The sequence below is a fragment of the Nocardia colli genome, from assembly GCF_008704205.1.
Classification (GTDB): domain Bacteria; phylum Actinomycetota; class Actinomycetes; order Mycobacteriales; family Mycobacteriaceae; genus Nocardia; species Nocardia colli.
In genome coordinates, this window is the sequence record NZ_VXLC01000003.1 from 843586 (window position 1) to 865617 (window position 22032).

Annotated in this window: 19 protein-coding genes and 1 pseudogene; 14 read left to right on the forward strand and 6 right to left on the reverse strand. The window is 67.4% G+C overall.

Annotated elements, in window-relative coordinates; all coding sequences use genetic code 11:
- Positions 1-92: 92 nt before the first annotated feature.
- From F3087_RS46520 to F3087_RS10695, 8 genes and pseudogenes are all read left to right on the forward strand, one after another.
- Positions 93-1475 (forward strand): annotated as a pseudogene (locus tag F3087_RS46520) (DEAD/DEAH box helicase); the annotation flags it as partial.
- A gap of 569 nt (positions 1476-2044) precedes the next feature.
- Positions 2045-2890: a DMT family transporter gene (locus F3087_RS10665; RefSeq protein WP_150401657.1), complete on the forward strand. Its 846-nt coding sequence runs from the start codon at positions 2045-2047 to the stop codon at positions 2888-2890.
- 1097 nt (positions 2891-3987) lie between these two features.
- Complete coding sequence (locus F3087_RS10670; RefSeq protein ID WP_150401658.1) at positions 3988-5427, forward strand: GuaB1 family IMP dehydrogenase-related protein; 1440 nt, start codon at positions 3988-3990, stop codon at positions 5425-5427.
- 352 nt (positions 5428-5779) lie between these two features.
- A complete protein-coding gene (locus tag F3087_RS10675; protein WP_150401953.1) occupies positions 5780-7186 on the forward strand; it encodes a hemolysin family protein in 1407 nt (468 codons plus the stop codon).
- A complete protein-coding gene (locus F3087_RS10680) occupies positions 7179-8243 on the forward strand; it encodes a hemolysin family protein (RefSeq protein ID WP_150401659.1) in 1065 nt (354 codons plus the stop codon). Before F3087_RS10675 ends, F3087_RS10680 begins: the two co-directional genes overlap by 8 nt.
- Positions 8240-9145 (forward strand): 3-methyladenine DNA glycosylase, encoded by a 906-nt coding sequence (locus tag F3087_RS10685; RefSeq protein ID WP_223884983.1) that lies wholly within the window; start codon positions 8240-8242, stop codon positions 9143-9145. Before F3087_RS10680 ends, F3087_RS10685 begins: the two co-directional genes overlap by 4 nt.
- A 181-nt stretch (positions 9146-9326) precedes the next feature.
- Positions 9327-10901, forward strand: coding sequence for an LVIVD repeat-containing protein (locus F3087_RS10690; RefSeq protein WP_150401660.1), 1575 nt, complete (start codon positions 9327-9329; stop codon positions 10899-10901).
- 2 nt (positions 10902-10903) lie between these two features.
- Positions 10904-11557: a DUF305 domain-containing protein gene (locus F3087_RS10695; RefSeq protein ID WP_150401661.1), complete on the forward strand. Its 654-nt coding sequence runs from the start codon at positions 10904-10906 to the stop codon at positions 11555-11557.
- On the opposite strand, the gene F3087_RS10700 is transcribed toward F3087_RS10695, so the two are convergent.
- A complete protein-coding gene (locus F3087_RS10700; protein WP_263407202.1) occupies positions 11554-12186 on the reverse strand; it encodes an NAD(P)H-dependent oxidoreductase in 633 nt (210 codons plus the stop codon). The two genes, F3087_RS10695 and F3087_RS10700, sit on opposite strands and share 4 nt — an antisense overlap.
- Positions 12187-12466: 280 nt before the next feature.
- Here F3087_RS10700 and F3087_RS10705 point away from each other — a divergent pair, with 280 nt between their 5' ends.
- Positions 12467-13231: an SDR family NAD(P)-dependent oxidoreductase gene (locus tag F3087_RS10705; protein WP_150401662.1), complete on the forward strand. Its 765-nt coding sequence runs from the start codon at positions 12467-12469 to the stop codon at positions 13229-13231.
- Between the two features lie 63 nt (positions 13232-13294).
- Here F3087_RS10705 and F3087_RS10710 read toward each other — a convergent pair whose 3' ends face one another.
- The gene (locus tag F3087_RS10710) at positions 13295-13807 is read right to left on the reverse strand and encodes a hypothetical protein (RefSeq protein ID WP_150401663.1); all 513 of its coding nucleotides are present in this window, start codon (positions 13805-13807) and stop codon (positions 13295-13297) included.
- Between the two features lie 400 nt (positions 13808-14207).
- Positions 14208-15026 carry an MBL fold metallo-hydrolase gene (locus tag F3087_RS10715; protein WP_150401664.1) on the reverse strand — a complete coding sequence of 273 codons (819 nt, stop codon included), beginning with the start codon at positions 15024-15026 and terminating at the stop codon, positions 14208-14210.
- 111 nt (positions 15027-15137) lie between these two features.
- On the opposite strand from F3087_RS10715, the gene F3087_RS10720 reads away from it, so the two are divergent.
- The gene (locus F3087_RS10720) at positions 15138-15746 is read left to right on the forward strand and encodes a helix-turn-helix domain-containing protein (protein WP_150401665.1); all 609 of its coding nucleotides are present in this window, start codon (positions 15138-15140) and stop codon (positions 15744-15746) included.
- Between the two features lie 16 nt (positions 15747-15762).
- On the opposite strand, the gene F3087_RS10725 is transcribed toward F3087_RS10720, so the two are convergent.
- Positions 15763-16218: a hypothetical protein gene (locus F3087_RS10725; RefSeq protein WP_150401666.1), complete on the reverse strand. Its 456-nt coding sequence runs from the start codon at positions 16216-16218 to the stop codon at positions 15763-15765.
- Positions 16219-16386: 168 nt separating this feature from the next.
- On the opposite strand from F3087_RS10725, the gene F3087_RS10730 reads away from it, so the two are divergent.
- Positions 16387-16818: a mismatch-specific DNA-glycosylase gene (locus F3087_RS10730; protein ID WP_150401667.1), complete on the forward strand. Its 432-nt coding sequence runs from the start codon at positions 16387-16389 to the stop codon at positions 16816-16818.
- Positions 16819-16857: 39 nt separating this feature from the next.
- Here the strand turns inward: F3087_RS10730 and F3087_RS10735 are convergent, their stop codons facing one another.
- Entirely contained in the window at positions 16858-17271 is a 414-nt protein-coding gene (locus F3087_RS10735) for a helix-turn-helix domain-containing protein (protein ID WP_150401668.1), read from the reverse strand.
- Between F3087_RS10735 and F3087_RS47300 the strand changes: the two genes are divergently transcribed.
- From F3087_RS47300 to F3087_RS10750, 3 genes are all read left to right on the forward strand, one after another.
- Positions 17241-18074 carry an SRPBCC family protein gene (locus tag F3087_RS47300; RefSeq protein WP_317983916.1) on the forward strand — a complete coding sequence of 278 codons (834 nt, stop codon included), beginning with the start codon at positions 17241-17243 and terminating at the stop codon, positions 18072-18074. The two genes, F3087_RS10735 and F3087_RS47300, sit on opposite strands and share 31 nt — an antisense overlap.
- A gap of 93 nt (positions 18075-18167) precedes the next feature.
- Positions 18168-19064 (forward strand): NAD(P)H-binding protein, encoded by an 897-nt coding sequence (locus F3087_RS10745; RefSeq protein WP_150401669.1) that lies wholly within the window; start codon positions 18168-18170, stop codon positions 19062-19064.
- Positions 19061-19690: a CPBP family intramembrane glutamic endopeptidase gene (locus tag F3087_RS10750; protein ID WP_150401670.1), complete on the forward strand. Its 630-nt coding sequence runs from the start codon at positions 19061-19063 to the stop codon at positions 19688-19690. Before F3087_RS10745 ends, F3087_RS10750 begins: the two co-directional genes overlap by 4 nt.
- Before the next feature lie 71 nt (positions 19691-19761).
- On the opposite strand, the gene F3087_RS10755 is transcribed toward F3087_RS10750, so the two are convergent.
- Positions 19762-21609 (reverse strand): hypothetical protein, encoded by a 1848-nt coding sequence (locus tag F3087_RS10755; RefSeq protein WP_191093885.1) that lies wholly within the window; start codon positions 21607-21609, stop codon positions 19762-19764.
- Positions 21610-22032: the final 423 nt, after the last annotated feature.

Below are 22032 nucleotides of genomic sequence, written 5' to 3' on the forward strand. Positions count from 1 at the left end.
ACAGCGCGCTCACCAGCCCGAGCGCGTCTTACGAAAGGCACACACCACCCGTGACCCCCTCGACGCCTGTCGCCGCTGCGCCCGTGACCTTCATGGACCTGGGCCTGCCCGCCGTGCTCGTGCACGCACTGCGCAACGACGGCATCGAGGCACCGTTCCCGATCCAGGCCGCGACCATTCCGGATGTGCTGGCGGGCAAGGATGTGCTCGGCCGCGGGCCGACGGGTTCCGGTAAGACGCTGGCCTTCGGGTTGCCCATGCTGACCCGGCTGGCGACCGGATCGACCAAGCCGGGCCGTCCGCGTGGTCTGGTGCTGGTGCCGACCCGCGAGCTGGCCGCGCAGATCGAACGCGCACTCGACGCGCCTGCGCTCGCGGTCGGACTGCGGGTCGCGTCCGTGGTCGGCGGCGCGCCGATCCGGCGGCAGGCCGAGCGGCTCGCGCGCGGCGTCGACCTGCTGATCGCCACGCCCGGGCGACTCGCCGATCTGATCGCCCAGGGTTCGGCCGCGCTCGGCGATGTGCAGATCACCGCGCTGGACGAGGCCGATCACATGGCCGACATGGGGTTCCTGCCGCAGGTCACCAAGCTGCTCGATCAGACGCCGAAAGACGGTCAGCGCCTGCTGTTCTCGGCCACGCTGGACGGCGAGGTGGACAAGCTGGTCAAGCGCTACCTGCGGGCCCCGGTCACACATTCGACCGCGCCCGCGTCAGCGTCGGTCACCACCATGACCCACCACCTGCTCTTCGTGCGCGACAAGCTGGCCAAGCGGGCCGTGGCCGCCGAGATCGCCGCGCGGGACGGGCTGACCATCATGTTCGTCCGGACCAAGCACGGAGCCGATCGGCTGGCGAAGCAGCTGCGCGGGGCGGGGATCGCGACCGGCGCGCTGCACGGCGGCAAGGCGCAGAACAATCGGACGCGCACGCTGGCGGCGTTCGCGGATGGGTCGATTCCGGTGCTGGTGACCACCGATGTCGCGGCGCGCGGCATTCACGTCGACAACATTTCCCTGGTGGTGCACGTCGATCCGCCCGCGGAGTCGAAGGCGTATCTGCATCGGGCCGGGCGGACCGCGCGGGCCGGTGAGGACGGCGTGGTCGTCACGCTGGTGATGGACGAGGAGCGGCGCGAGGTCGAGGCGATGACCCGCAAGGCGGGCGTCGAGATCGTGGGCGTCGAGGTGCAGCCCGGAGATCGCCGGCTGATCGAGATCACCGGTGCGCGGCAGCCGTCCGGGGTTCCGGTCGCCGCGCCCGCGCCGCCGAAGCAGCCTGTGGCGGAAGCGAGTTCGAAGTCGGGGTCCGGGCGGCGACGTGGCGGATCGGGGCGGCGGTCGACCGAGACCCGCGGTGGTGGTGCGCCCGTGCGGGCCGAGGCCTCGGCGAGTGAACGCCGGAAAGACGGGTCCATCAAGGGATCCTCGCGCGATCCGGGTTCATCGAAGTCCGCCGCGGGCGGACGCGGTGCGGCGAAGGGTAATTCGGGTGCTGGCGATGCGCGCGAGGCAGGTGCGGCGAGCGGCGGCTCCGGGGCACGCGGAGCTGGTGCGGCGAAGGTCGGACCATCGGGTGCGGCACGCGGATCAGCGCGTTCGGGGTCCGGCGGTGCGCGGTCGACAGGGTCCGGCAGTACACGCGATGCAGGCAAGTCGAGTCGGTCCGCGGGTGAGCGCGGTTCGGGCGCCGCGAAGGGCGGGGCCGGTTCCGGCGATGTACGCGGGACGGGTGCGGCGAGCGGCGGCTCCGGGGCACGCGGAGCGGGCGTGGCGAAGGTAGGACCGTCAGGCGCTGCACGCGGAGCAGGACGTTCGGGTACCGGCGGCGCGCACGGTTCGGCGCGTGGTGCGGGGGCGGCGGGTTCCGGTCGCAATGCTGGTGGTGGGGCGGGATTCACCGGTCGTTCCAGTGGTTCCGCCGCCGGTTCCAGCGGCCGCTCGGGTGGCGCGACCAGCGGCGACACGCCCGGGAATGCACGGCGACGCGCCGTGCGCCCGGAGCACGCGCCGGGGACCCGCAATCGTGGGGCAAACTGACGGTCGTGGCCAACCATCCGGTGGGCGCGATCGCCTGCGCACTGCTGGCGGCGCTGTTCTTCGCGGTGGCGGCGGTCGCGCAGCAGCGCGCGGCGGCGGCCGTCCCCGAGGGTGATTCGCTCGTTCACGCGCTGCTGCGCAACCCGCGCTGGTGGGCCGGAATCGTCGGCGATGCCGGCGGTTACGCGATGCAGGTCGCCGCGCTCGCGCTGGGCGCGGTGCTGCTGGTCCAGCCGATCCTGGTGAGCGCGTTGGTATTCGCGCTGCCGCTGGCGGCCAGACTCAACGGCCGCCGCATCGCCGCCCGCACCTGGGCCACCGCACTGGCACTCGTCGCCGCACTGGTCTGCTTCCTCGTCGTCGGCAATCCCTCCGAGGGCAATACCAATGCGCCCCTGGACGATTGGCTGCTCCCCCTGATCATCCTGGTCGCCCTCATCGCCGCGGCCACGATCATCGGCGGCAGCAGCGCCGACCCCGGCAGGCGTGCCCTACTCCTCGGCGCCGCAAGCGGTTCCCTCTACGGCTTGGCCGCCGCCCTCACCTCCTACGTCACCTCGCTGTTCGAACACGGCATCGGCCACGTACTCGGCAGCTGGCAGACCTGGGCCCTCGTCGCCGCCGGCATCACCGGTGTCTACCTGCAACAGCGCGCATTCCAAGCCGGCCCGCTCTCCGCATCACTCCCCGCGGTCACCATCGCCGAACCCCTCGCCGCCGCCTTCATCGGCATAACCGTCCTCGACGAACGCTTCCGCACCAACACCTTCGGCCTCACCATCACCACCCTCGCCGTAATCACTATGTGCGCCACCACAATCCGCCTCTCCCGCGCCCAAGCCGCCACCTGACCCCGCGCATCGATTCGCCGACCGCGGACGAATCAGCGGGCAAATCGGGCCGCAGCAGTAGAAATTGTGCGCAACTGACAATCCGCCACCGAGAATGGCGGACCGCCGCAAACTCCCGAGCCAGGCGAACACGAGCGCGCCAGCCGCCGTGCAGCCCCGAACACATACACGACGCGAGCTAGCGGCAGCCGCGCATCAGTTTGCCCGCCGCGCACGAATCAGCGGGCAAATCACTGCGCGGCAGGAGAAATAGCGCGCGGCGGACAATCCGCCACGGAGAATGGCGGACCGCCGCAAGAAATCCGCGCCAAGCGAACCGACCTCGCCAGCCGGCCGCCATGCGGCGTCGAAGGCGCACCGGAAGCCCGCAGCGGCCGCGCATAAATTCGCCCGCCGCACACGTCCCGCCTCGCAATTCGTTGCGCACCAAGCAAACTCAAGCGCGCCGACTAAGGTGTGCGCCGTACAGCACCAAAGGCGTACACGCGGGCTGGCAGCCGCGCAGTAAATTGCCCGCCGCGCACGATCCAGCGGGCCAATCAGCCCGCAGCAGGCGAAATCATGCGCGGCAGACAATCCGCCGACGAGAATGGCGGACCGCCGCAAGTCGTCCGCGCCACGCGAACCCGAGCGCACCGAGCCAGCTGGCCGCCATGCGGCACCGAAGACCCACCGGGAGTCGCGGCAGCCGCGCATCAGTTTGCCCGCCGCGCACGATCCAGCGGGCAAATGACTGCGCGGCAGGAGAAATTGCGCGCGGCGGACAATCCGCCTAGCGACCCGCCGACCTCGTCACCGCGGCTCGCTGTGGCCAGCTGCTCGTGGACTAAAGTGCGATTTCGCTGCCGCCGCGCACTTCTTTGCGTGGCGCGCACGATATTGCCGACTGTTTCGCTCGCATCGGGCGGATTCGTGCGCGGCGGGTGCTGGTTCGCTGCGGGCACGCCGGATAGCCGCGCGGGCGGTGGTGGTGGGGCACGCCGGTCGGCTGGCCCTGTCGCCGCGCGCAAGCCGAGGCCTCGCGCGCTGTGAACTTCGTCTCCGCCGGGTGCTGGAGAATTGCGCGCTACCGCCCCGACTTGGTTATCATCGGTTAAGTGCAGTTTCTCCCTGGCCATCAGCCGCCGTATGACCTGACCTACGACGACCTCTTCCTCGTCCCTAATCGGACGGAAGTCGCCTCGCGGTTCGACGTCGACCTCTCTACCGTCGACGGGTCCGGCACCACCATTCCCATCGTCGTGGCCAACATGACCGCGGTCGCGGGCCGCCGGATGGCCGAGACGGTCGCCCGGCGCGGCGGCATCGTGGTGCTCCCGCAGGATCTGCCGATCAGCGCGGCCGCCGACACCATCGCGTTCGTCAAGAGCCGCTCGCTCACCGCCGACACCCCGGTCATCCTCGGCCCGGAGCATTCGGTGTCCGAGGCCGTCGCCCTGATGCACAAGCGCGCCCACGGCGCCGTCGTCGTGGTGGACGAGACCGGACGCCCGATCGGTGTGGTCACCGAGGCCTCGTGCACCGACGTGGACCGGTTCGCCCGGCTGCGTGACGTCGCGATCACCGATTTCGTGCAGGCCCCGGCCAGCACCTCCCCGCGCGACATCTTCGAGCTGCTGGAGACCAAGCGCGCCCAGCTCGCGGTGCTCACCGCCGAGGACGGCACCCTGGCCGGCGTGATGACCCGCACCGGCTCGGTCCGTGCCGGGATCTACCAGCCCGCCGTCGACGCCCAGAACCAGTTGCGGGTCGCCGCCGCGGTCGGCATCAACGGCGACGTAGTCGCCAAGGCCAAGTCGCTCGTCGACGCGGGCGCCGACGTCCTGGTGATGGACACCGCGCACGGCCACCAGGCCAAGATGCTCGAATCCCTCAGCGCCGTCCGCGATCTCGGCCTCGGCGTGCCGCTCGTCGCGGGCAACGTGGTGTCCGCGCAGGGCACCAGGGACCTGGCCGCCGCGGGCGCCGACATCATCAAGGTCGGCGTCGGCCCCGGCGCCATGTGCACCACCCGCATGATGACCGGCGTCGGCCGCCCGCAGTTCTCCGCGGTCGCCGAGTGCGCCGCCGCGGCCAAGGAGCTCGGCGTGCACATCTGGGCCGACGGCGGCGTTCGGCACCCGCGCGACGTCGCTCTCGCGCTGGCCGCGGGCGCGTCCAACGTGATGATCGGCTCCTGGTTCGCCGGCACCTACGAATCCCCCGGCGACCTGCGCACCGACCGCGACGGCAACGCCTACAAGGAAAGCTTCGGCATGGCGTCCAAGCGCGCCGTCGCCGCCCGCACCGCCACCGACAGCGCCTTCGACCGGGCCCGCAAGGCCCTGTTCGAGGAGGGCATCTCCAGCTCGCGTATGCGCCTGGACCCCGAACGCCCCGGCGTGGAGGACCTCATCGACCACATCTGCTCCGGCGTGCGCAGCGCGTGCACCTACGCGGGCGCGCGCAGCCTGGCCGAGTTGCACGACAAGGCCGTGCTCGGCGTGCAGTCGGCGGCCGGTTTCGCCGAGGGCCGCCCGCTGCCCAGCGGTTGGTGAGCCGTAACCAGTTGTCGCACTTATGAGTTCGCGGCCGCCCGGTCCACCGCCCGGGCGGCCGCAGCGCGCATCGGTCCTTCGACCGCCGAGACCCGGCGAGATCGGCGTCCGACACGCCCGCCACGGCACGACCACCGGCCAGCGCCACCCGGCGCGTGGGCCGGTAACATAGTGGTTGCCGGTCTTCCGGCCCAACATCTTCGGCTTGCGAAAGGATCCAGTTGTCACCCGCGTCCGAGGGCGCAGCACAGGAGGGCTCCTCTACCGAGCCGGGTGACAAACCCGGCGTCCTCCTTCCCCCAGCCCCACATCCCACCGGCCAGTTCCGCATACCGTTCGGCGGGTGCTGACGATGTCCGTCACGCTCACGGTGCTCAGCCTGCTGGGGTTCATCGCTCTCACGGCAGGCACCGCCCTCTTCGTCGCCGCCGAATTCTCCCTCACCGCGCTGGAACGGAGCACCGTCGAAGCGCACGCGCGCGACGGTGACGTTCGCGCCAGGATGGTGCGCCAGGCGCATCGGACGCTGTCGTTCCAGCTGTCCGGCGCCCAGCTCGGCATCACCATCACCACCCTGATCACCGGTTACATCGCCGAGCCGGTACTGGCCCGCCTGCTGGATCCGCTGTTCAGCGGCATCGGGCTGAGCGAGGGCGCGGCGCACGGCATCTCGCTCGTGCTCGCCCTGGTGCTGGCCACGTCGCTGTCGATGATCTACGGCGAGTTGGTGCCGAAGAACATCGCCATCGCCAAGCCGCTGGCCACCGCGCGCACCACAGCTCCCCCGATGGTCGCGTTCTCGGTGATCTTCAAGTGGCTGATCCACTTCCTCAACAACACCGCCAACTGGGTCGTGCGCCGGCTCGGCGTGGAACCGGCCGAAGAGCTGCGTTCCGCACGGTCGCCACAGGAACTCGGGTCGCTGGTCCGCACGTCCGCGCTGCGCGGCGCGCTCGACCAGCGCACCGCCTTGGTGATCGACCGCTCGCTGCAATTCGGTGAGCGCAGCGCCGAGGAACTGATGACCCCGCGGGTGAAGATCGAGGCGCTGGACAAGCTCGACACCATCGCCGACCTGATCGACGCGGCCCGCCGCACCGGCTACTCCCGGTTCCCGGTGATCGACGGCGACCTGGACAACACCCTCGGCGTCGTGCACATCAAGCAGGCGTTCACCCATCCCGCGAACGTCCGCCGCACCATCCCGCTGCAGATGCTGGCCCATCCGGTCCCGATCGTGCCGGCCAGCCTGGACGGCGACGAGGTGCTGGAACGGATCCGTGCCGACGGCATGCAGGTCGCGCTGGTCGTCGACGAATACGGCGGCACCGCGGGCATCGTCACCATGGAGGACATCATCGAGGAGATCCTCGGCGACGTCCGCGACGAGCACGACGAGGAAGAACTCGACGTGCGCCGGGTGTCCGACGGCTGGGACTGCTCCGGCCTGCTGCGCATCGACGAGGTCTCCCGCGCCACCGGATACGACGCCCCCGAGGGCGAATACGAGACGCTCGGCGGGCTCGTGCTCACCCGGCTCGGGCGCATCCCGGTGGCCGGCGACGAGGTCGTCCTGCCGAATCCGCGTTCGCAGCAATGGTCTTCGAACGAACAACCGACCACCGGCGGCTGGATCGCGCGGGTGGAACGCATGGACGGACGCCGCATCGACCGGGTTCGCCTGATCCCGGTCGCCCCGGACGATCTCGCGTTCCGCCAGCTGCAAGCCGAACCCGAGCAGGAGCACAGCCATGGGTGATCTCTTCGGCGTTCTGCTCACCGTGGTGCTGCTGCTGAGCAACGCCTTCTTCGTCGCCGCCGAATTCGCGCTGATCTCGGCCCGCCGCGACCGCCTCGAAGCGCTCGCCGCACAGGGAAAGCGCAACGCCGACTTGGTGATTCGCGCGGGCGAGAACCTGTCGATGATGCTGGCCGCCGCCCAGCTCGGCATCACCATCTGCTCGATCCTGCTCGGCCGGGTCGCCGAACCCGCGGTGGCGCACCTGCTGGAGGGGCCGTTCGATCTCCTCGGCATGCCCGAACAGCTGCTGCACCCCGTCGCTTTCGCGATCGCGCTGGCCATCGTGGTGATCCTGCACATCCTGTTCGGCGAGATGATCCCGAAGAACATCGCGCTGGCCGGTCCGGAACGCAGTGCGCTGCTGCTGGTTCCGGTGCACCTGATGTGGTTGCGCCTGGCCCGCCCGCTCATCGCGATCTACAACCTGGCCGCCAACCTCACCCTGCGGCTGCTGCGGATCGAGCCGAAGGACGAGTTGCAGGCGACCGTCTCGTCGGTGGAACTCGCGGAGATGATCGGCGAGTCGCGCTCGGAGGGACTGCTGGACGAGGAGGAACACCGCCGGCTGACCCAGGCACTGGGCACCAGCGATCGGGTGGTGGCCGACGTGATGGTGACGCTGGAGACGACCCGGACAGTTCCGTTGCGCGGCAACGGAACCACGCTCGGCGACATCGAAACCGCCGTCGCCGAAACCGGTTTCTCGCGGTACCCGGTGCAGGCGAGCGACGGGTCGCTGGTCGGCTACATGCACGTGAAGGATGTGCTCGACAAGGTCGCCGACGAAAGCGCCGGACCGGGAACTCCCATCCCGCGCACCGACATTCGCCCGTTGCCGACGGTCAGCATGCACACGCCGCTGTACGAGGCGCTCGCGCGGCTGCGGCGCACCAACAGCCACCTGGGCCGGGTCGTGGATACCCGCGGCAACACCACCGGCATCGTGGCGTTGGAAGATCTCGTGGAAGAGTTCGTCGGCACCGTCCGCGACGGGACGCACCGGATCATCGAATGAACGAGTGGGGCTCCGAGTTCGCGGTACTGACCGAGGAGCGGTGGCGGGCGCAGGCGGCCGAGCATCTGGCTCGGGTCGATCGGCTGGTCGGGCCGTATGTCGAACGGCGAGCCGCGGGTTCGACGCATCCGGTGATCGATTTCCTGTTCACCTATTACGGGCACAAGCCTGCGCAGTTGCGGCGCTGGCATCCCGGGTTCGGGATCGGGATGGCCGGTGCGCGCGAATACGACGGTGCGCGTGGGTATCACCGGGTCTCGGCCGATGCGGCCGCTGTCTTCACCGCGGACCCCGCCTACCTCGAGCGCCGTCGCGACACCGTCGAGTTCGTGGCGAACCTGTTGCGCGCCACCGCGTCCCGGCCCGCGCAGCTGTCCTGTTTCGGGTTGCACGAATGGGCGATGGTGTATCGCACCGAGGACGTCCGGCATCAACAGGTTCCGCTGCGTCTGGGCCGGACCGGCACCGACGAGGTCGTCGAGTCGATGTCGCTGCGCTGCACCCATTTCGACGCGTTCCGCTTCTTCACCCCCGACGCGGTCGGCCGCAACGCCGAGCCGCTGACCCGCGCCGATCAGGTCGCCCGGGAACAGCCCGGCTGCCTGCACGCGAATATGGACCTCTACAAGTGGAGCTTCAAGCTCGTTCCGCTGATCCCGTCGGCGCTCATCCTGGACTGTTTCGAACTGGCTTGCGCCGCACGCGAACTCGACATGCGGGCCAGTCCCTACGATCTGTCTGAGTACGGGTACGAGCCGGTGCGGATCGAAACGCCGTCCGGGCGCGCGGAATACGTGCGCTCGCAGTCCGCGCTGGCCGAGCGCTCGGCGGAGTTACGCCGGATTCTGCTCGACGCCTGCGTTGCGCTGCTCGCCGTCGACGTTGCGCAATCCACTGCCTGACCTCGCCTGAGCAACCGTAGATCTTCCACGTGCACTGCCACTGAACTGCCGACTTCGTCGGATTTCCGCAAAACCCTTCACATAAGTTAACGGCTGTTACTACCATGCAGTCAGTTCCCTAAGCTGTCCCAGTCAGCGGCGGGATAACTGATCAACGATGATGAAGGTTGGGGAACCGACGATGCGCTCACTGACGAGCTTGCGCCGTTTCAAACCGCTGGCCCTGGTCACGGTCGGCTTGGCCGCCGTGCTGATGCTACCGAGCAGCGCATCGGCAGATCTACAGTCCGACCTGCAGAACGCCGTGCAGGAATTCCTCGATGTCGGCCGCACCTCCGTGCCGCGCGCCGACTGCGGACCCGGCTCGATGCCGGAGAACGGCATGCAGGGCGACGTCACCGCCGCCGACCGGGACAGTGGCCGCAGCACCCAGGGTTACCGCTGCAACATGTCGTTCGTCGGCGGATTCGCCGGCCGCGGCGCGGGCATCACCTCGACCAGCTTCGAGCACTGCTCCTACATGGGCTCCTTCTTCCCCGGCGACCTGATCAGCGAGGGCCGCGGCGTCCAGGTTCTGGATGTATCGGACCCGGCGAACCCGCGCCCGACCGCCACGCTCACCGAACCCGCGATGCTCGCGGGCACCTGGGAGAGCCTGAAGGTCAACACCGCGCGCAAGCTGCTGGTCGGCACCGGCGTCCCGGTCGGTACGGGCGTCGGCTACCTGTCGGTCTACGACATCTCCGACTGCGCGCACCCACGCCTGCTCAATCCCGGCCCCGGCACGAATATGCTGATGCCGCTGCCGATCACGACGCACGAGGGCGGCTTCTCCCCCGACGGCAATACGTATTGGGCCTCGGGGATCGCGCCCGGCTTCGTCAGCGCCGTCGATCTCACCGATCCGACCAACCCGCACGTGGTCTGGCAGGGACTGACCGGCATCGAGGCGCACGGATTCGGCGTGAGCGCGGACGGCAACCGCATGTACCTGTCCGCGCTCGGCGGATTCACCGTGCTCGACATCAGCGCGGTGCAGCGGCGCGACTCGAACCCGCAGGTATTGCACATCGGCCGGGTCTTCTGGACCGACGGCTGGGCCACCCAGCACAGCATCCCGGTGACCTACGACGGCAAGCCCTACCTCTACACCGTCGACGAAGGTGGTTCCGGCGGCGTGAAACTCATCGACATCGCCGACGACACCAACCCGAAGGTCGCCGCGAAGATCAAGCTGGAGATCAACCTGCCGCAGAACATCGACAGCAATATCGGTTCGTCCATGGGTGGTTCGGCGTTCGCCTACGAATCGCACTACTGCACCGCCGACCGCCGGGACAACCCGACGGCGCTCGCGTGCGGCTGGATCTCCTCCGGTATCCGGGTTTTCGATGTGCGCGACCCGTTCAATATCCATGAGATCGCTTACTACAACCCACCCGCCCGTACCGGTCAGAACCTGAGCCTGTGGAACTCGCCGCACGCACTCGCCTCGATCATCGGAGTGCCGCTGATGAGCGCCCCGCCGGCGATTCGCTCGGTCCTCGAAGGACAGTTCAACCCGTTGGATGCGCTCACCCCGCGCACCGGCCGGCTGGCCTTCGGCGACGTCTCCACCGACTGGTGTCTCTCGCCGCCGGAATGGCGTGGCTCGCAACTGTATGTCACCTGCTCGGACAACGGATTCATGGTGCTGCAACTCGACAACGACGTGTATTCGCCCCCGGCGGATCAAGAATCGATCGTCGGGTCGTAGTGATGCCTCGTTGGTTCCGCGGCGGCGCGCTCGTCTCCCTCGGTTTCGCCCTGCTGGTGCTGGGTGCGGCGCTGCGCCCGCTCGTCCTGCCGGAAAACCACACCGCCACACCGATTCTCAACTCGGTGGAGATCGGTTTCGTGCAGGACATGACCGCACATCATCAGCAGGCGTTGATCATGGTGCAGCGGCTCGACCGCAATGTCGATCCCGGGGTGCTGTTGCTGGCCCAGCAGCTCGACGACACGCAACGGCTCGAGATCGGCACGATGCTCGGGTGGTTGCGTCTGGCGAATGCTTCTCCGGTACCAACCCATCCGATGGCGTGGATGCACAGCGGAGAGGCTGTGCCGCATGAGCATTCGGTCGCGCAGCCGGATCAGAAGAAGGCGGCCGACACGTTGATGCCGGGCATGGCGACGATGGCCGAGCTCGATGCCCTCGCCGCCGCCCGTGGTCGTGATGCCGAGATTCTGTTCCTGCAGTTGATGTTTCGGCATCACCAGGGTGGAATCGCCATGGCGCAGGAGGCCGATCAGCTGTTGCCGTCGGGGCCGGTCAAGGAGACCGCGCGTTCGATGATTCACGCTCAGGGGCAAGAGGCAGGGTTCATGGGTGTCCTGCTCGCGCAGCGCGGCGCCGCACCGTTGCCTTAGGCGACGTGCAGTCCGAATCCGTTGGCTCCCGGTGACTCTCGGCCGTCCGCCAGGCGCAGGCGCCGGTCGTAGTCACCTCCGCCTTGCGGTCGGTACCGGATCGGTTCCAGCTTCTCCAGACTCGATATGCGCGCACGCAAGTCGTCGGCGATGCCGTCGAAGCGGTCCGAGTCGACACGAATCGTCCCGTGTACCAGGAACGGCGGCAGCACATCCATGCCCGGGTAGTACAGAATCCCGTGCTGGATCGGGAACAGCAGATCCTCGACCGGTCCGTTGATCCCGCGATCGGAGTAGGACGGCTCCTTGCCGCCGATCGAAACCACCAGCATCGCCCGCCGCCCGGCCAGCACGCCCGCGCCGTAGCGCGGGATCGCCGTACCGCCCGCACCATAGGCGAACCCGCAGGTGAGAACCCGATCTACCCATCCCTTCAGGATCGCGGGCATGCTGAACCACCACAGCGGAAAGTGCAGCAGGACGGTGTCGGCCCACAGGATTTTCTCCTGTTCGGCGCGAATATCCGGGCTCAGCGTCCCGTCGCGATAGGCCTCGCCCGAGGCCAACATGAAATTAGGCTCCTCGACCGCGCCGAAATCGTCGGCATCGGCCTGTGCCTTCCATCCCATCGCATACAGATCACTGATCCGAACCTCATGCCCGTCCGCCCGCAACTATTGTACCGCAACATCTTTCAGCGCCCGGTCAGTGAGTCAGGCTTCGGGTGCGCGTACACGACAAGTACGCTCATTCCAGCTTTCGTCACACATCCCGCCAACACGTAATCGGCGACCAGAATTCCGAACCGCTCCCGACCAGGGGTTATCAACCGCCCGGAATGAGCGGCATTTACGCCGTGTTGCCGACAACGAAGGGTCGGCACGCAGCGTCGACCGCCTACAGGGAGGCATGGCATTGTCCGAAAAGACGTTCGCGGAGCAGCACATCATCGTCACCGGCGGGGGAACCGGAATCGGCCGGGCCGCGGCGCTGGCGTTCGCCGCACAGGGCGCGGCCAGCGTGACCATCACCGGCCGCCGCCCGGAGCCCCTCGACGAGGTCGCCGCGCTGCACTCGGCGGTGATCCCCCTGGTCGCCGACGTCGCCACCGAAGCAGGCACCGAGGCCATCGCCGCGGCCGTCCAGGCGCGCGGCGATAAACTCGATGTCCTCGTCCACAACGCCGGCGTCTTTGGCACCACTCCCCTCGACGACCTCGACCCCGCGGATCTCCGCCACCAATTCGAAGTCAACGTCTTCGGCCCGATCCTGTTGACCGCCAAGCTGCTTCCGTACCTCCGCTCCCCCGGCAGCAACATCGTCGTGGTCTCCAGCATTTCCGCCCGCCTGGCCAACCCCGCGCAATCCGTCTACGGCGCCAGCAAAGCCGCCATCGACAGCTTCATCCGCAGCGCCGCAGTAGAGCTGGGCCCCAAGGGAATTCGCGTAAACGGCGTAGCCCCAGGCAACGTCCAAACCCCCATCCTCGCCACCGGCGGCGTCTCCCCCGAGGACATCGATGAATGGCGCACCGGCTACGCCGACAAGGCACCCGCCGGTCGTATCGGCCAAGTCTCGGACGTAACGCCCTGGATTACCCGTCTGGCCGAACCCACCAGCTCCTGGATAACCGGCGAGATCATCGTAGTGGACGGTGGCATGCTGATCGCCTGACCTCAACACAAGCCGGCCGCCACCTCGAAGGTGACGGCCGGCCTGGTTCGGGGGCGTGGTCGATCAGGACTCTTCGGTGAACCGGTACCAATTGCCGTGGAACGTCGAGTATCCGATGCCCGAGGTCGGGGTGCCGATGTAGGGCGGGGCGGCGTCGGGGAAGTAGGCGAAGCCGCGGGACGAATTCGACTCTCCCCCTTCGGTATAGAACAGGCAGCCGCCGTCGCGGCGGGTGATGTAGGTGATGGTGTAGATGCCGAGGCGGGTGCGGTGGCCGGGGTTGACGCAGTCGGCGGCCTGGTTTTGCAGGATGTTGCGCGAGACTTTCCAGCCGGTGGTTTCAGGGATGTTCTGCCAGACCAGGGCGCCGAAGACACCGATGACGACCAGTCCGATGAGGCTGTAGAAGAAGGAGTGGTAGCGGAACAGCCCGAGTAGCCCGAACAGCAGCGCGACCACGCCGAGCACGCCGATGGCCACCCAGAGGATGACCTGGATCGGGAAGGTGCCTTCGGCGGCCAACTGCCAGAACAGGATTAGGCAGCACAGCACGATCAGGGCGGTCAGCAGCCCCATCCAGAGTACGAACCATCCAGGGGTACGGCGCGTAGTGCCAGCGGTCTTCACGGTGCTCAACATACGGGGGACATACCCCGATGGACGGCGAAAACCCCTAACTCGACGGCAATCCGGAACCCGGCCGCGAATACACGAACGCCCTGGCCATGAGACCAGGGCGTTCGCCGGCTAACTGTTCATCGCGACATTACAGCGGCGGGAACCCGGAGGACCCGGTGGCCATCCAATTCCAGAACATCGCCGCACGATTGGCGAGCAACGCGACAACGTCGAGGACAACGCTTCCCATAAATCTTCCTCACATCCGACAATCTCCAGTGCAGCGCCCAGGGTAGTCGATCCCCGGCGCGCCGACCCCGGCGCGGACGACGGACCCGGCCCACGGCCGCAGGCTCGATCAGCCGATCGGCGGTGCGAGGTACTCCAGCGCGTAACCCTCGCCGGCCGGGGTCACGCGAGCAATGCCGGGTGAGTCGAGGTGCGCGCCGGCCACGAAATGCTGCGGTCGGGCCAGTTGCGCGAGCAGGACCGCCCGCGCGGCGCGTGCCTGGGACTGGTCACCGTCGAGCTCCCAGGTCACGTCCGGCCGGTCGAATTGGAGCGTCGGAACGTGCACGGTGTCTCCCCAGGCCAGCAGGTGACCGGCGCTGCTCCGGACGTCGTACACGGTGTGACCAGGCGTGTGGCCCGGTGTCGGGATCGCGGTGATCCAGTCGTTGATCGCGACCTGCTCCGACACGGGTACCACCCGATCCCGGATCGGCTCGAGCCGCCCGGTGAACACCGAGATATCGCCCGCGCCGAGCCACACGCGCTCGAGTTCGGGGAACGCCTCGGCACCGTCCGGCGTGATCAACCCGCTCACGTGGTCTTCATGCCGGTGGGTGATGGCCACATCGGTGATGTCCGCGCGGTCGATGCCCGCTTCGTCGAGTGCGTCGTAGATCAATCCCATGGTCGGGTCGTGCCAGACGTTGGACGCGCCGGTGTCGATAAGCACCGACCGCGTTCCGTCGGTGACGTAGAACGCGTTGACCGACAGCCGGAGGTTGTCGCCGGCCAGCGGCACCGCGGCCGGCAGCTCAGCGAGGGCGCGTCCGTCCTCGTCACGGAGTCGCGTCGGCGGCATGTCGATGTACCCGTCGCGCAACGAAATCACTTGCAGATCCCCGAATTCGAACGTGGCATGGTGCCGGCCACTCGAGCTGAGACGCATGGAACCTCCATCATGTTCGGCGCAGATCGCGCCTCTCCGATAGGAGAGTACATCTTCCATAGGAGAAAGTTACACTGTGCGCAGCAAGGCACCCATCGATCGAGGAGCAAGGTGGTCCAGCAAGACGCGAACGCGGCCGAACCACAGCAGCGTGACGACCTGGCCGGCGCGTTCGGCACCAACGTGCGGCGACGCCGCGAGGAGGCGGGCCTGACGCTGGAGCAGCTGTCCCTGCAGTCGTCGGTCAGCCGGGCGATGCTGTCCAAGGTCGAACGCGGCGAGAAGAGCCCGACGATCGGCGTCGCGTCCAAGATCGCGCACGCGCTCGACGCGCCGCTCTCGGACCTGATCGGCGGGCCGGCCGGTGCCGCGTCCGGCGTGGCCGTCGCCCTGCGCAGGAACGAACGCCCCGTATTCCGTGACCCGGAAACCGGTTTCGAGCGGCACATGGTGTCCGCGGCCCCGGGTGCGGGCGGCGCCGAGCTGATCGTGCACTACCTCCCCGCCCAGGTCTCGACCGGACTGCTGCCCGCCTATCCCCCGGGCACGGAGAAACAACTCGTCGTCCTCGACGGCACCCTCACCGTCGCGCTCGGCGGCATCATCGAAACCCTGAACACCGGCGACTCCCTGTTCTTCCAGGCCGACGCGGACCACGGCTTCGCCAACCGGACGGACGCTCCCTGCGAATACATCATGGTCATTTCGCGCAGAAGTTGAAGCGCCGCAAAATTTTTCATCTGCGGCGATGCGCGACCGCGCGGAACACCTCGGCGAGCACGCCGAACATGAGCACCACCACGGCGACCGGCAGCGCACGCCCGGGCGCATCGGTGGTGAGCGTCTCGCGCAGACTCTGTCCGGGCAGGAACACCGAGGCGGTGATCGTGACCGCGGTGAAGCACAGGACATACGACAGAGCCGCCGCGATCAGCGGTCGCGCCATCCGGGCAGGCGTCAGCGGGGCGCGGGCCATCCGCCAGGCGAACCCGATGCCGCCGACCACAGCGAACGCAACCCATCCGTAGTTGGTCGTGCTGAACCCGTTGATGCCGTGGAAGTCGAAATGACGGGCACCGCCGATGACCAGGTCTACGACCGCGGCGACGGACAGCGACGCAACCCACGGCCACAACGACATCAATGCTCTCGCGCTGTGCCACGACATACCGGTGCTGTGCGAATCCACCATCCGAGCCTCCCGCGCTCACTCCCGCCTCGAGCCCATCGTGCGCGCACCACCGATCGGGCACATCAGGGACAACCCCGGACTATCCCCGGAGAAAACCGCACCTTCGCTTACGGTGCCCGATGATCGGGCGGTCTACAGTCAGCGAGACGATCGGAGCGGAGATTTCGGATGAAGGACATTCTGGCCCCTGAGCTGGACGTACTCTTCTGCGGCATCAACCCCGGTCTGTCCTCGGCGGCCGTCGGACTCCCCTTCGCGACCCACGGCAGCCGGTGGTGGCCCGCGCTGCATCGATCGGGCTTCACGCCGCGGGTGCTCGCGCCCGCCGAAGCCGACCGGCTGCCGACCTGGGGACTGGGTTTGACGACCATGGTCCGTCGCCCGACCACCAAGGCCGCCGAACTGACCCAGGCCGAACTACGCACTGGCGCAACCGAACTGACCGAACGCGTGCACACCTGGCGACCTCGGTGGCTGGCTGTCCTCGGCCTCAACGCCCACTATCCGCCCCAACGACTCGCCGAAGAGTTCGCCCGGCTACGCCGAGCCGCAGGCCTACCTGATCGCAGTCTAGCTGGGCCGCAACAGAACCCGGCGTGAAGCAGCTTTCGCGCATCAGCCCCCGCGCCACTGGGTGTGTCAGTCGATGTCGGGCGGCACCTGGGGCAGCCCCTCGCTGGCGCGCAGTTTTTCGGCCATGGCGGTGAGCAACTGCTGCGATTCTTCGGACAGGTCGAAGGCGCGACTGGACAGGCGGCGCAGTTTGTAACCCTGCAGCTGGGCCAGCAGTGCCAGATCGTGGTCGATCTTGGCGGCATAGATATCGTCGGTGAAGTAGTCCGGTTTCACCTTGAAGAATTTCGCCAGCGCCGCGGCGGTCTCGGCGGACGGCCTGCTGCGACGTCCCGAACGCAGTTGGGAGAGATAGGGTTTGGAGAGCGGAAACCCCGCCGCGGTCAGCGCCGCGGAAACCTCCGCGTTCGTGTGCGGTGGTCGTCCCGGTGGATGCACGGTGGCGAACAGTGCGTTCAATCGCTCCGCGAAATCGACCACCGAATTCCCCCAGTCCTTCCATCACAGTCGAACTTGTTGATTCAACGATCCACGTTCCCAGATTAAACGAAGGCGATCGTTTGCGTCAGAAATTGATGATCGGGCACCTACGGACCGGTCTTCTCGCTCACCGCGCCGAGGAATATCGCGATCCCGAAACCGGCGTCCACCAATCCACAGACCGGCCCGCTGCGAAATACCCTGTGCCGACCTCGCCCGGCAACTGGTCACCGGCGCTATCAGACCCGACACGGTGCGCACCGATCGGTACCGTGGCGAGTGCAGAAACCAAACGGAGGCAGACCTTGGCAAAACGCACGATGACCGTATCGGACAGCATCCTGATCCAGGCCGACCCGCTCGCGGTCTACCAGCGGATCAGCGACCCGACCCAGATGGGCGAATGGAGTCCGGAAAACCGCGGCGCAACGGTCGACGAGCCGAGGGAATCAGCTTATGTCGGAATGGTTTTCGTCGGACGCAATAAGCGCGGGCCGGCCCGGTGGACGACCCGCTGCACGGTGACGGCGGCGGACCCCGGCGAGCGGTTCGCGTTCCGTGTACACACGATCGGCGTCCGCAAGCCGGTCATCCGCGGACCGATCGCGAGCTGGGAATATCGTTTCGAGCCCGAGGCGGGCGGTACCCGGGTCACCGAGACGTGGCACGACGACCGGACCGCCTGGCCGGACAGTGTCGCCGCCGTCTTCGACCGAATCGTCACCTACGGAAAGACTTTCGCCGACTTCCAGCGCAAGAACATCCACGTCACGTTACGAAATCTCGCGCGCACGATCGGCTAGCCCGGCGGCAGCGTGCCTGCCCGTCCAGCCCGGGACTTCGTGAGACCCTGGCGACAGCCGAATCCATGCTCGATCTACGGACAGGATGTTCCGATGACAGTGCTCGTCGCGGGATCCACCGGCTTCGTCGGCAAGCGATTATGCCCCGAACTGGCCGATGCGGGCCACGCCGTCCGCGCCATGACCCGACACCCCGAGTCCTACCGGGGCAGCGGGGCACCGATCGGCGCGGACGTCGCCGATATCGGCTCGCTGCGCACCGCCATGGCCGACTGCACCGCCGCCTACTATCTGGTCCACTCACTGGCCGAAACAGATTTCGAGCGCCGCGACGCCGAGGCCGCGTCCAACTTCGGCCGCGCCGCCGCCGAGGCCGGCGTGAAACGGATCATCTATCTCGGTGGTCTCGGCGAGGACAACGACGACCTGTCCGCGCATCTGCGCAGCCGGCGCGAGGTCGAGGGCCTGCTCGCCGCGGCAGGCGTGCCGGTGACCACGCTGCGCGCCGGAATCATCGTCGGCCACGGCGGCATCTCCTGGGAGATCACCCGCCAGCTCGTCGAGCACCTGCCCGCCATGATCACACCCCGCTGGGTGCGCACCCGGACCCAGCCGATCGCGGTCGACGACGTGGTCCGCTATCTGGTCGGCGTTCTCGACAACCCCGAAACCGCCGGACGTACGTTCGAGATCGGCGGCCCCGATGTACTCGAGTACGCCGACATGCTGCGCCGTGTCGCCAAGATCGAGAAACGACCGCTGGTGGTCGTGCCCGTTCCACTGCTCTCCCCTCAGCTTTCGTCGTTGTGGTTGTCCCTGGTGACCGATGTCGACACCACGACGGGACGCACGCTCGTCGACTCGATGACCAACGAAGTCGTGGTCCGGGACAACAGCATTCGCGAACTGGTGCCCTTCGAACCGCTCGCTTACGACGACGCCGTGCGGCGTGCCCTCGCCGAGCGCGCCGAAGCCGATCAGACCGCATGAGCCGCAGATCAGAACCCGTTCGCCCGCTCGCTGCGCGACGACGCCGGGTCGCGGCGGTCGCGGTCGCGGGCACCGGTCTGCTCGGTGCCTCGTTCGCCGCCGAACCCGATTCCGCCCGGTTCTACCGCCTCACCCTCGCGACCGCAGCGGCCTGGACACTGGGTGGTCGCACGGCCCGCATCGAGGACACCGAACCGCAACGCCCCGTACTCGGTCCCGTCCTCATCGGTGCCGCGACATTCGCCGGGTTCTATGGCTGCGGCCTGATCGCCCGCCGAATCCCTTTCCTGCGCAAGGCAATCACCGGCGTCCTGAGCTACGCCGAACAAGGACCCACACCACAGGTACTGCTGATCACCCTCGCCAACGGCGCAGCCGAGGAGATATTCTTCCGCGGGTCCGTCTACTCGGTCGCAGGCAAGCACCCGGTCCTCGTCTCGACCGGAATCTACGCCTGCACCACCGCCGCGACCCGCAACCCCGCCCTCGTCCTGGCCTCCGTCCTCATGGGCACCCTGTTCGGCCTGCAACGCCACGCCACCGGCGGCATCCAAGCCCCCCTGCTCACCCACCTGACCTGGTCAGCCCTGATACTGCACTACCTGCCACGCATGTTCCGCGACTGATCCACCGCGCGCTCCAGGCTGCGGGTGGCGCCACCCAGCACAAGAACGAAACCCCGGGTCATCCGGCGCCCTTATGGTCCAGTCCGCCCGAGCGGCCAGATGCGGTCGATGAGGCCGCGTCCGACGATGAGTCCCACCATCTTTCGGGGAGCTCTGCGCGGCGTGATGGCGCTCAGGAAATCAGGGAGCCGCAGGTCGTTGTAGGAGATCGAGCGGAAGTACTTGTACATCAAGGTGGGCATCGCGCAGGCGAGCGGTGTCAGTATCACGCCGAGCACAATGGCCGGCGGGGTCAACGAACGCGGGCTCGTTACCGAGGCGACGACCGTTGTCGCGAGTAGCGTAATCGCGACCGATACCGTGCAGATGATGTCGACCGCTCTATGCAGGATGAGCATGGGCAGGCCGACGCGGACGGGCACCATCGCCCACACCATCAGCGCGACCACCGATATGCCCGCAACGATTCGGTATTGCGTTGCCTGCCAGAGATTTCCCCACAGTCCGCTCACCAACACGACGCCGAGCACTGTCGCGATCGGCAGGGCGAGATTCCATACCGCGAAGGTCCTGGCACCACCGTCGAGCCAGTGAACTTCCCTACCGTCGAACGCGGTTGTGCCGGAGGGAATTACCGGCTGCACCGGTTCCACCGATGCACAGGTCTGTCCGAGCAACAGCAGCAGGTGGGGCTTGCGGGCGATCAACCGGTCGACGAAGAAGATTCGCCGCCCGACGACCATACGACTGCGGCGGACGTACGTTCCGCCTTCCAGGCACCAGGTCATGGAGACGAAGACGATACCGAGCCAGAAGCAGTAGCCGGCGAGCTCGATCACGATCCACCATCCGGTTTCGATGCGCAGGCCGAACGGTGCGGTCCACTCGTCTTGCCCGGGCAGCACCCACTCCCATGGCCATTTCCACTGCCAGGGCAACGTCCAATTCCACGGCCATTTCCATTCCCACGGAACGTCTTTGCCGCCGCCAATGGTCGGCGGCAGGGCAAGCCCCAGGAACGCGCGGAGCGGATAGCCGAGGCCGACCGCCGCGACGACCGACCAGCCGATCACCGCCGGTGCGTGGCGGCGTGGATTGCCCAGGTCGAAGCTGTTGCGCTCGATGCTCCGAATCCCCTCATACAACACCGCGATCACCAAAACCCCAGCAGCCATGGGAATTACGTGATGGAAGAACGAGATGAACGGTAGCCCGCACAGGATGACGGTCAAGACGACCCGTCCTCCGATTGCCCCCAATGTCGCGTACGCCGCTACCTGAAGCCCGGCCGCCCGGGTCGGGATCCGCCCCCGCTGTGCGGCATTCGGCGATACCCGGTCCTCGTCGAGACCCCGCAGGTCGTTGAGCTGGTATCGCCCTTGATAGATCAAAATCTCCAGGATGAACCACAGCACAAGCGCTCGGGGAACGAAGAAGGGGACATCCAGCACCGATGGCCGCAGCACGATCAAGGTGAGCGTCCCGATGGGAAAGAACAGCGCTTTGCTCAAATCCATCGGCCGCGGTAGCAACAGATACGACAGCAACGTCCGCTCGCCGGTCGCCGGTCGGATCAGCGGCAGCAGCGGCGCCGCTCGACGAATCCGCGTGTCACGCACCAGCTTCAGAAAGTACGAACGCCCGTTGACGGTGCCGTTGCCCGCCTCCACCACGAGCAACACGATGATCGGCAAATAGATCACCAGCATGGTGAACTGAATGTAGAACGCGAAGTCCCGGGCCATGTAGCACAGCAAGCCCAAGAAGATGAACTCCAACGACAGCATCGCGACGAGTTGCAGGATGCGCGGAATCCGGTAGCCACGGCTGAGGGAGTTGAGTTCACCGATCATTTCCCGGTACGTAAGCGGTCGCAACAGCGGATAACCGGCCATGTCCGGCTTGCTCAGCGGCAGCAATTTCGACAATTCGCGTTCGAGGGCACGGGTATAGAAACTGCGCACAGTGGCTTGCGAGGCGGTGACCTGCATCATGCACGCCAGCGCCAGCGGAATGAGCGGGACCGCGGCCGCCGCGGCATCGGGGATACGGGTCAACGGCTCCTTACCGCTGACAAAGGTCACGAAGGCGCCGAACAACGTCAACGTGGTCACCACGCCCCCGAACACACCGACCAGCTGGTTGTTCAGTTCACGCTCGTCGTCGCGGGCAGCGACATAATCGGCAACCAGCGCGTCGAAGTAATTCTGTTCGCGATCCACGATTCGCCCACCGTCATCTGTCACCGCAGATGACTGCGCCGCACGGCACGCAGCGCTGCCCTGCGCGTACAACTCAGTGTGGCAATCGCATTCGGTGGCCGGTATCCGCTGTTCGCACGA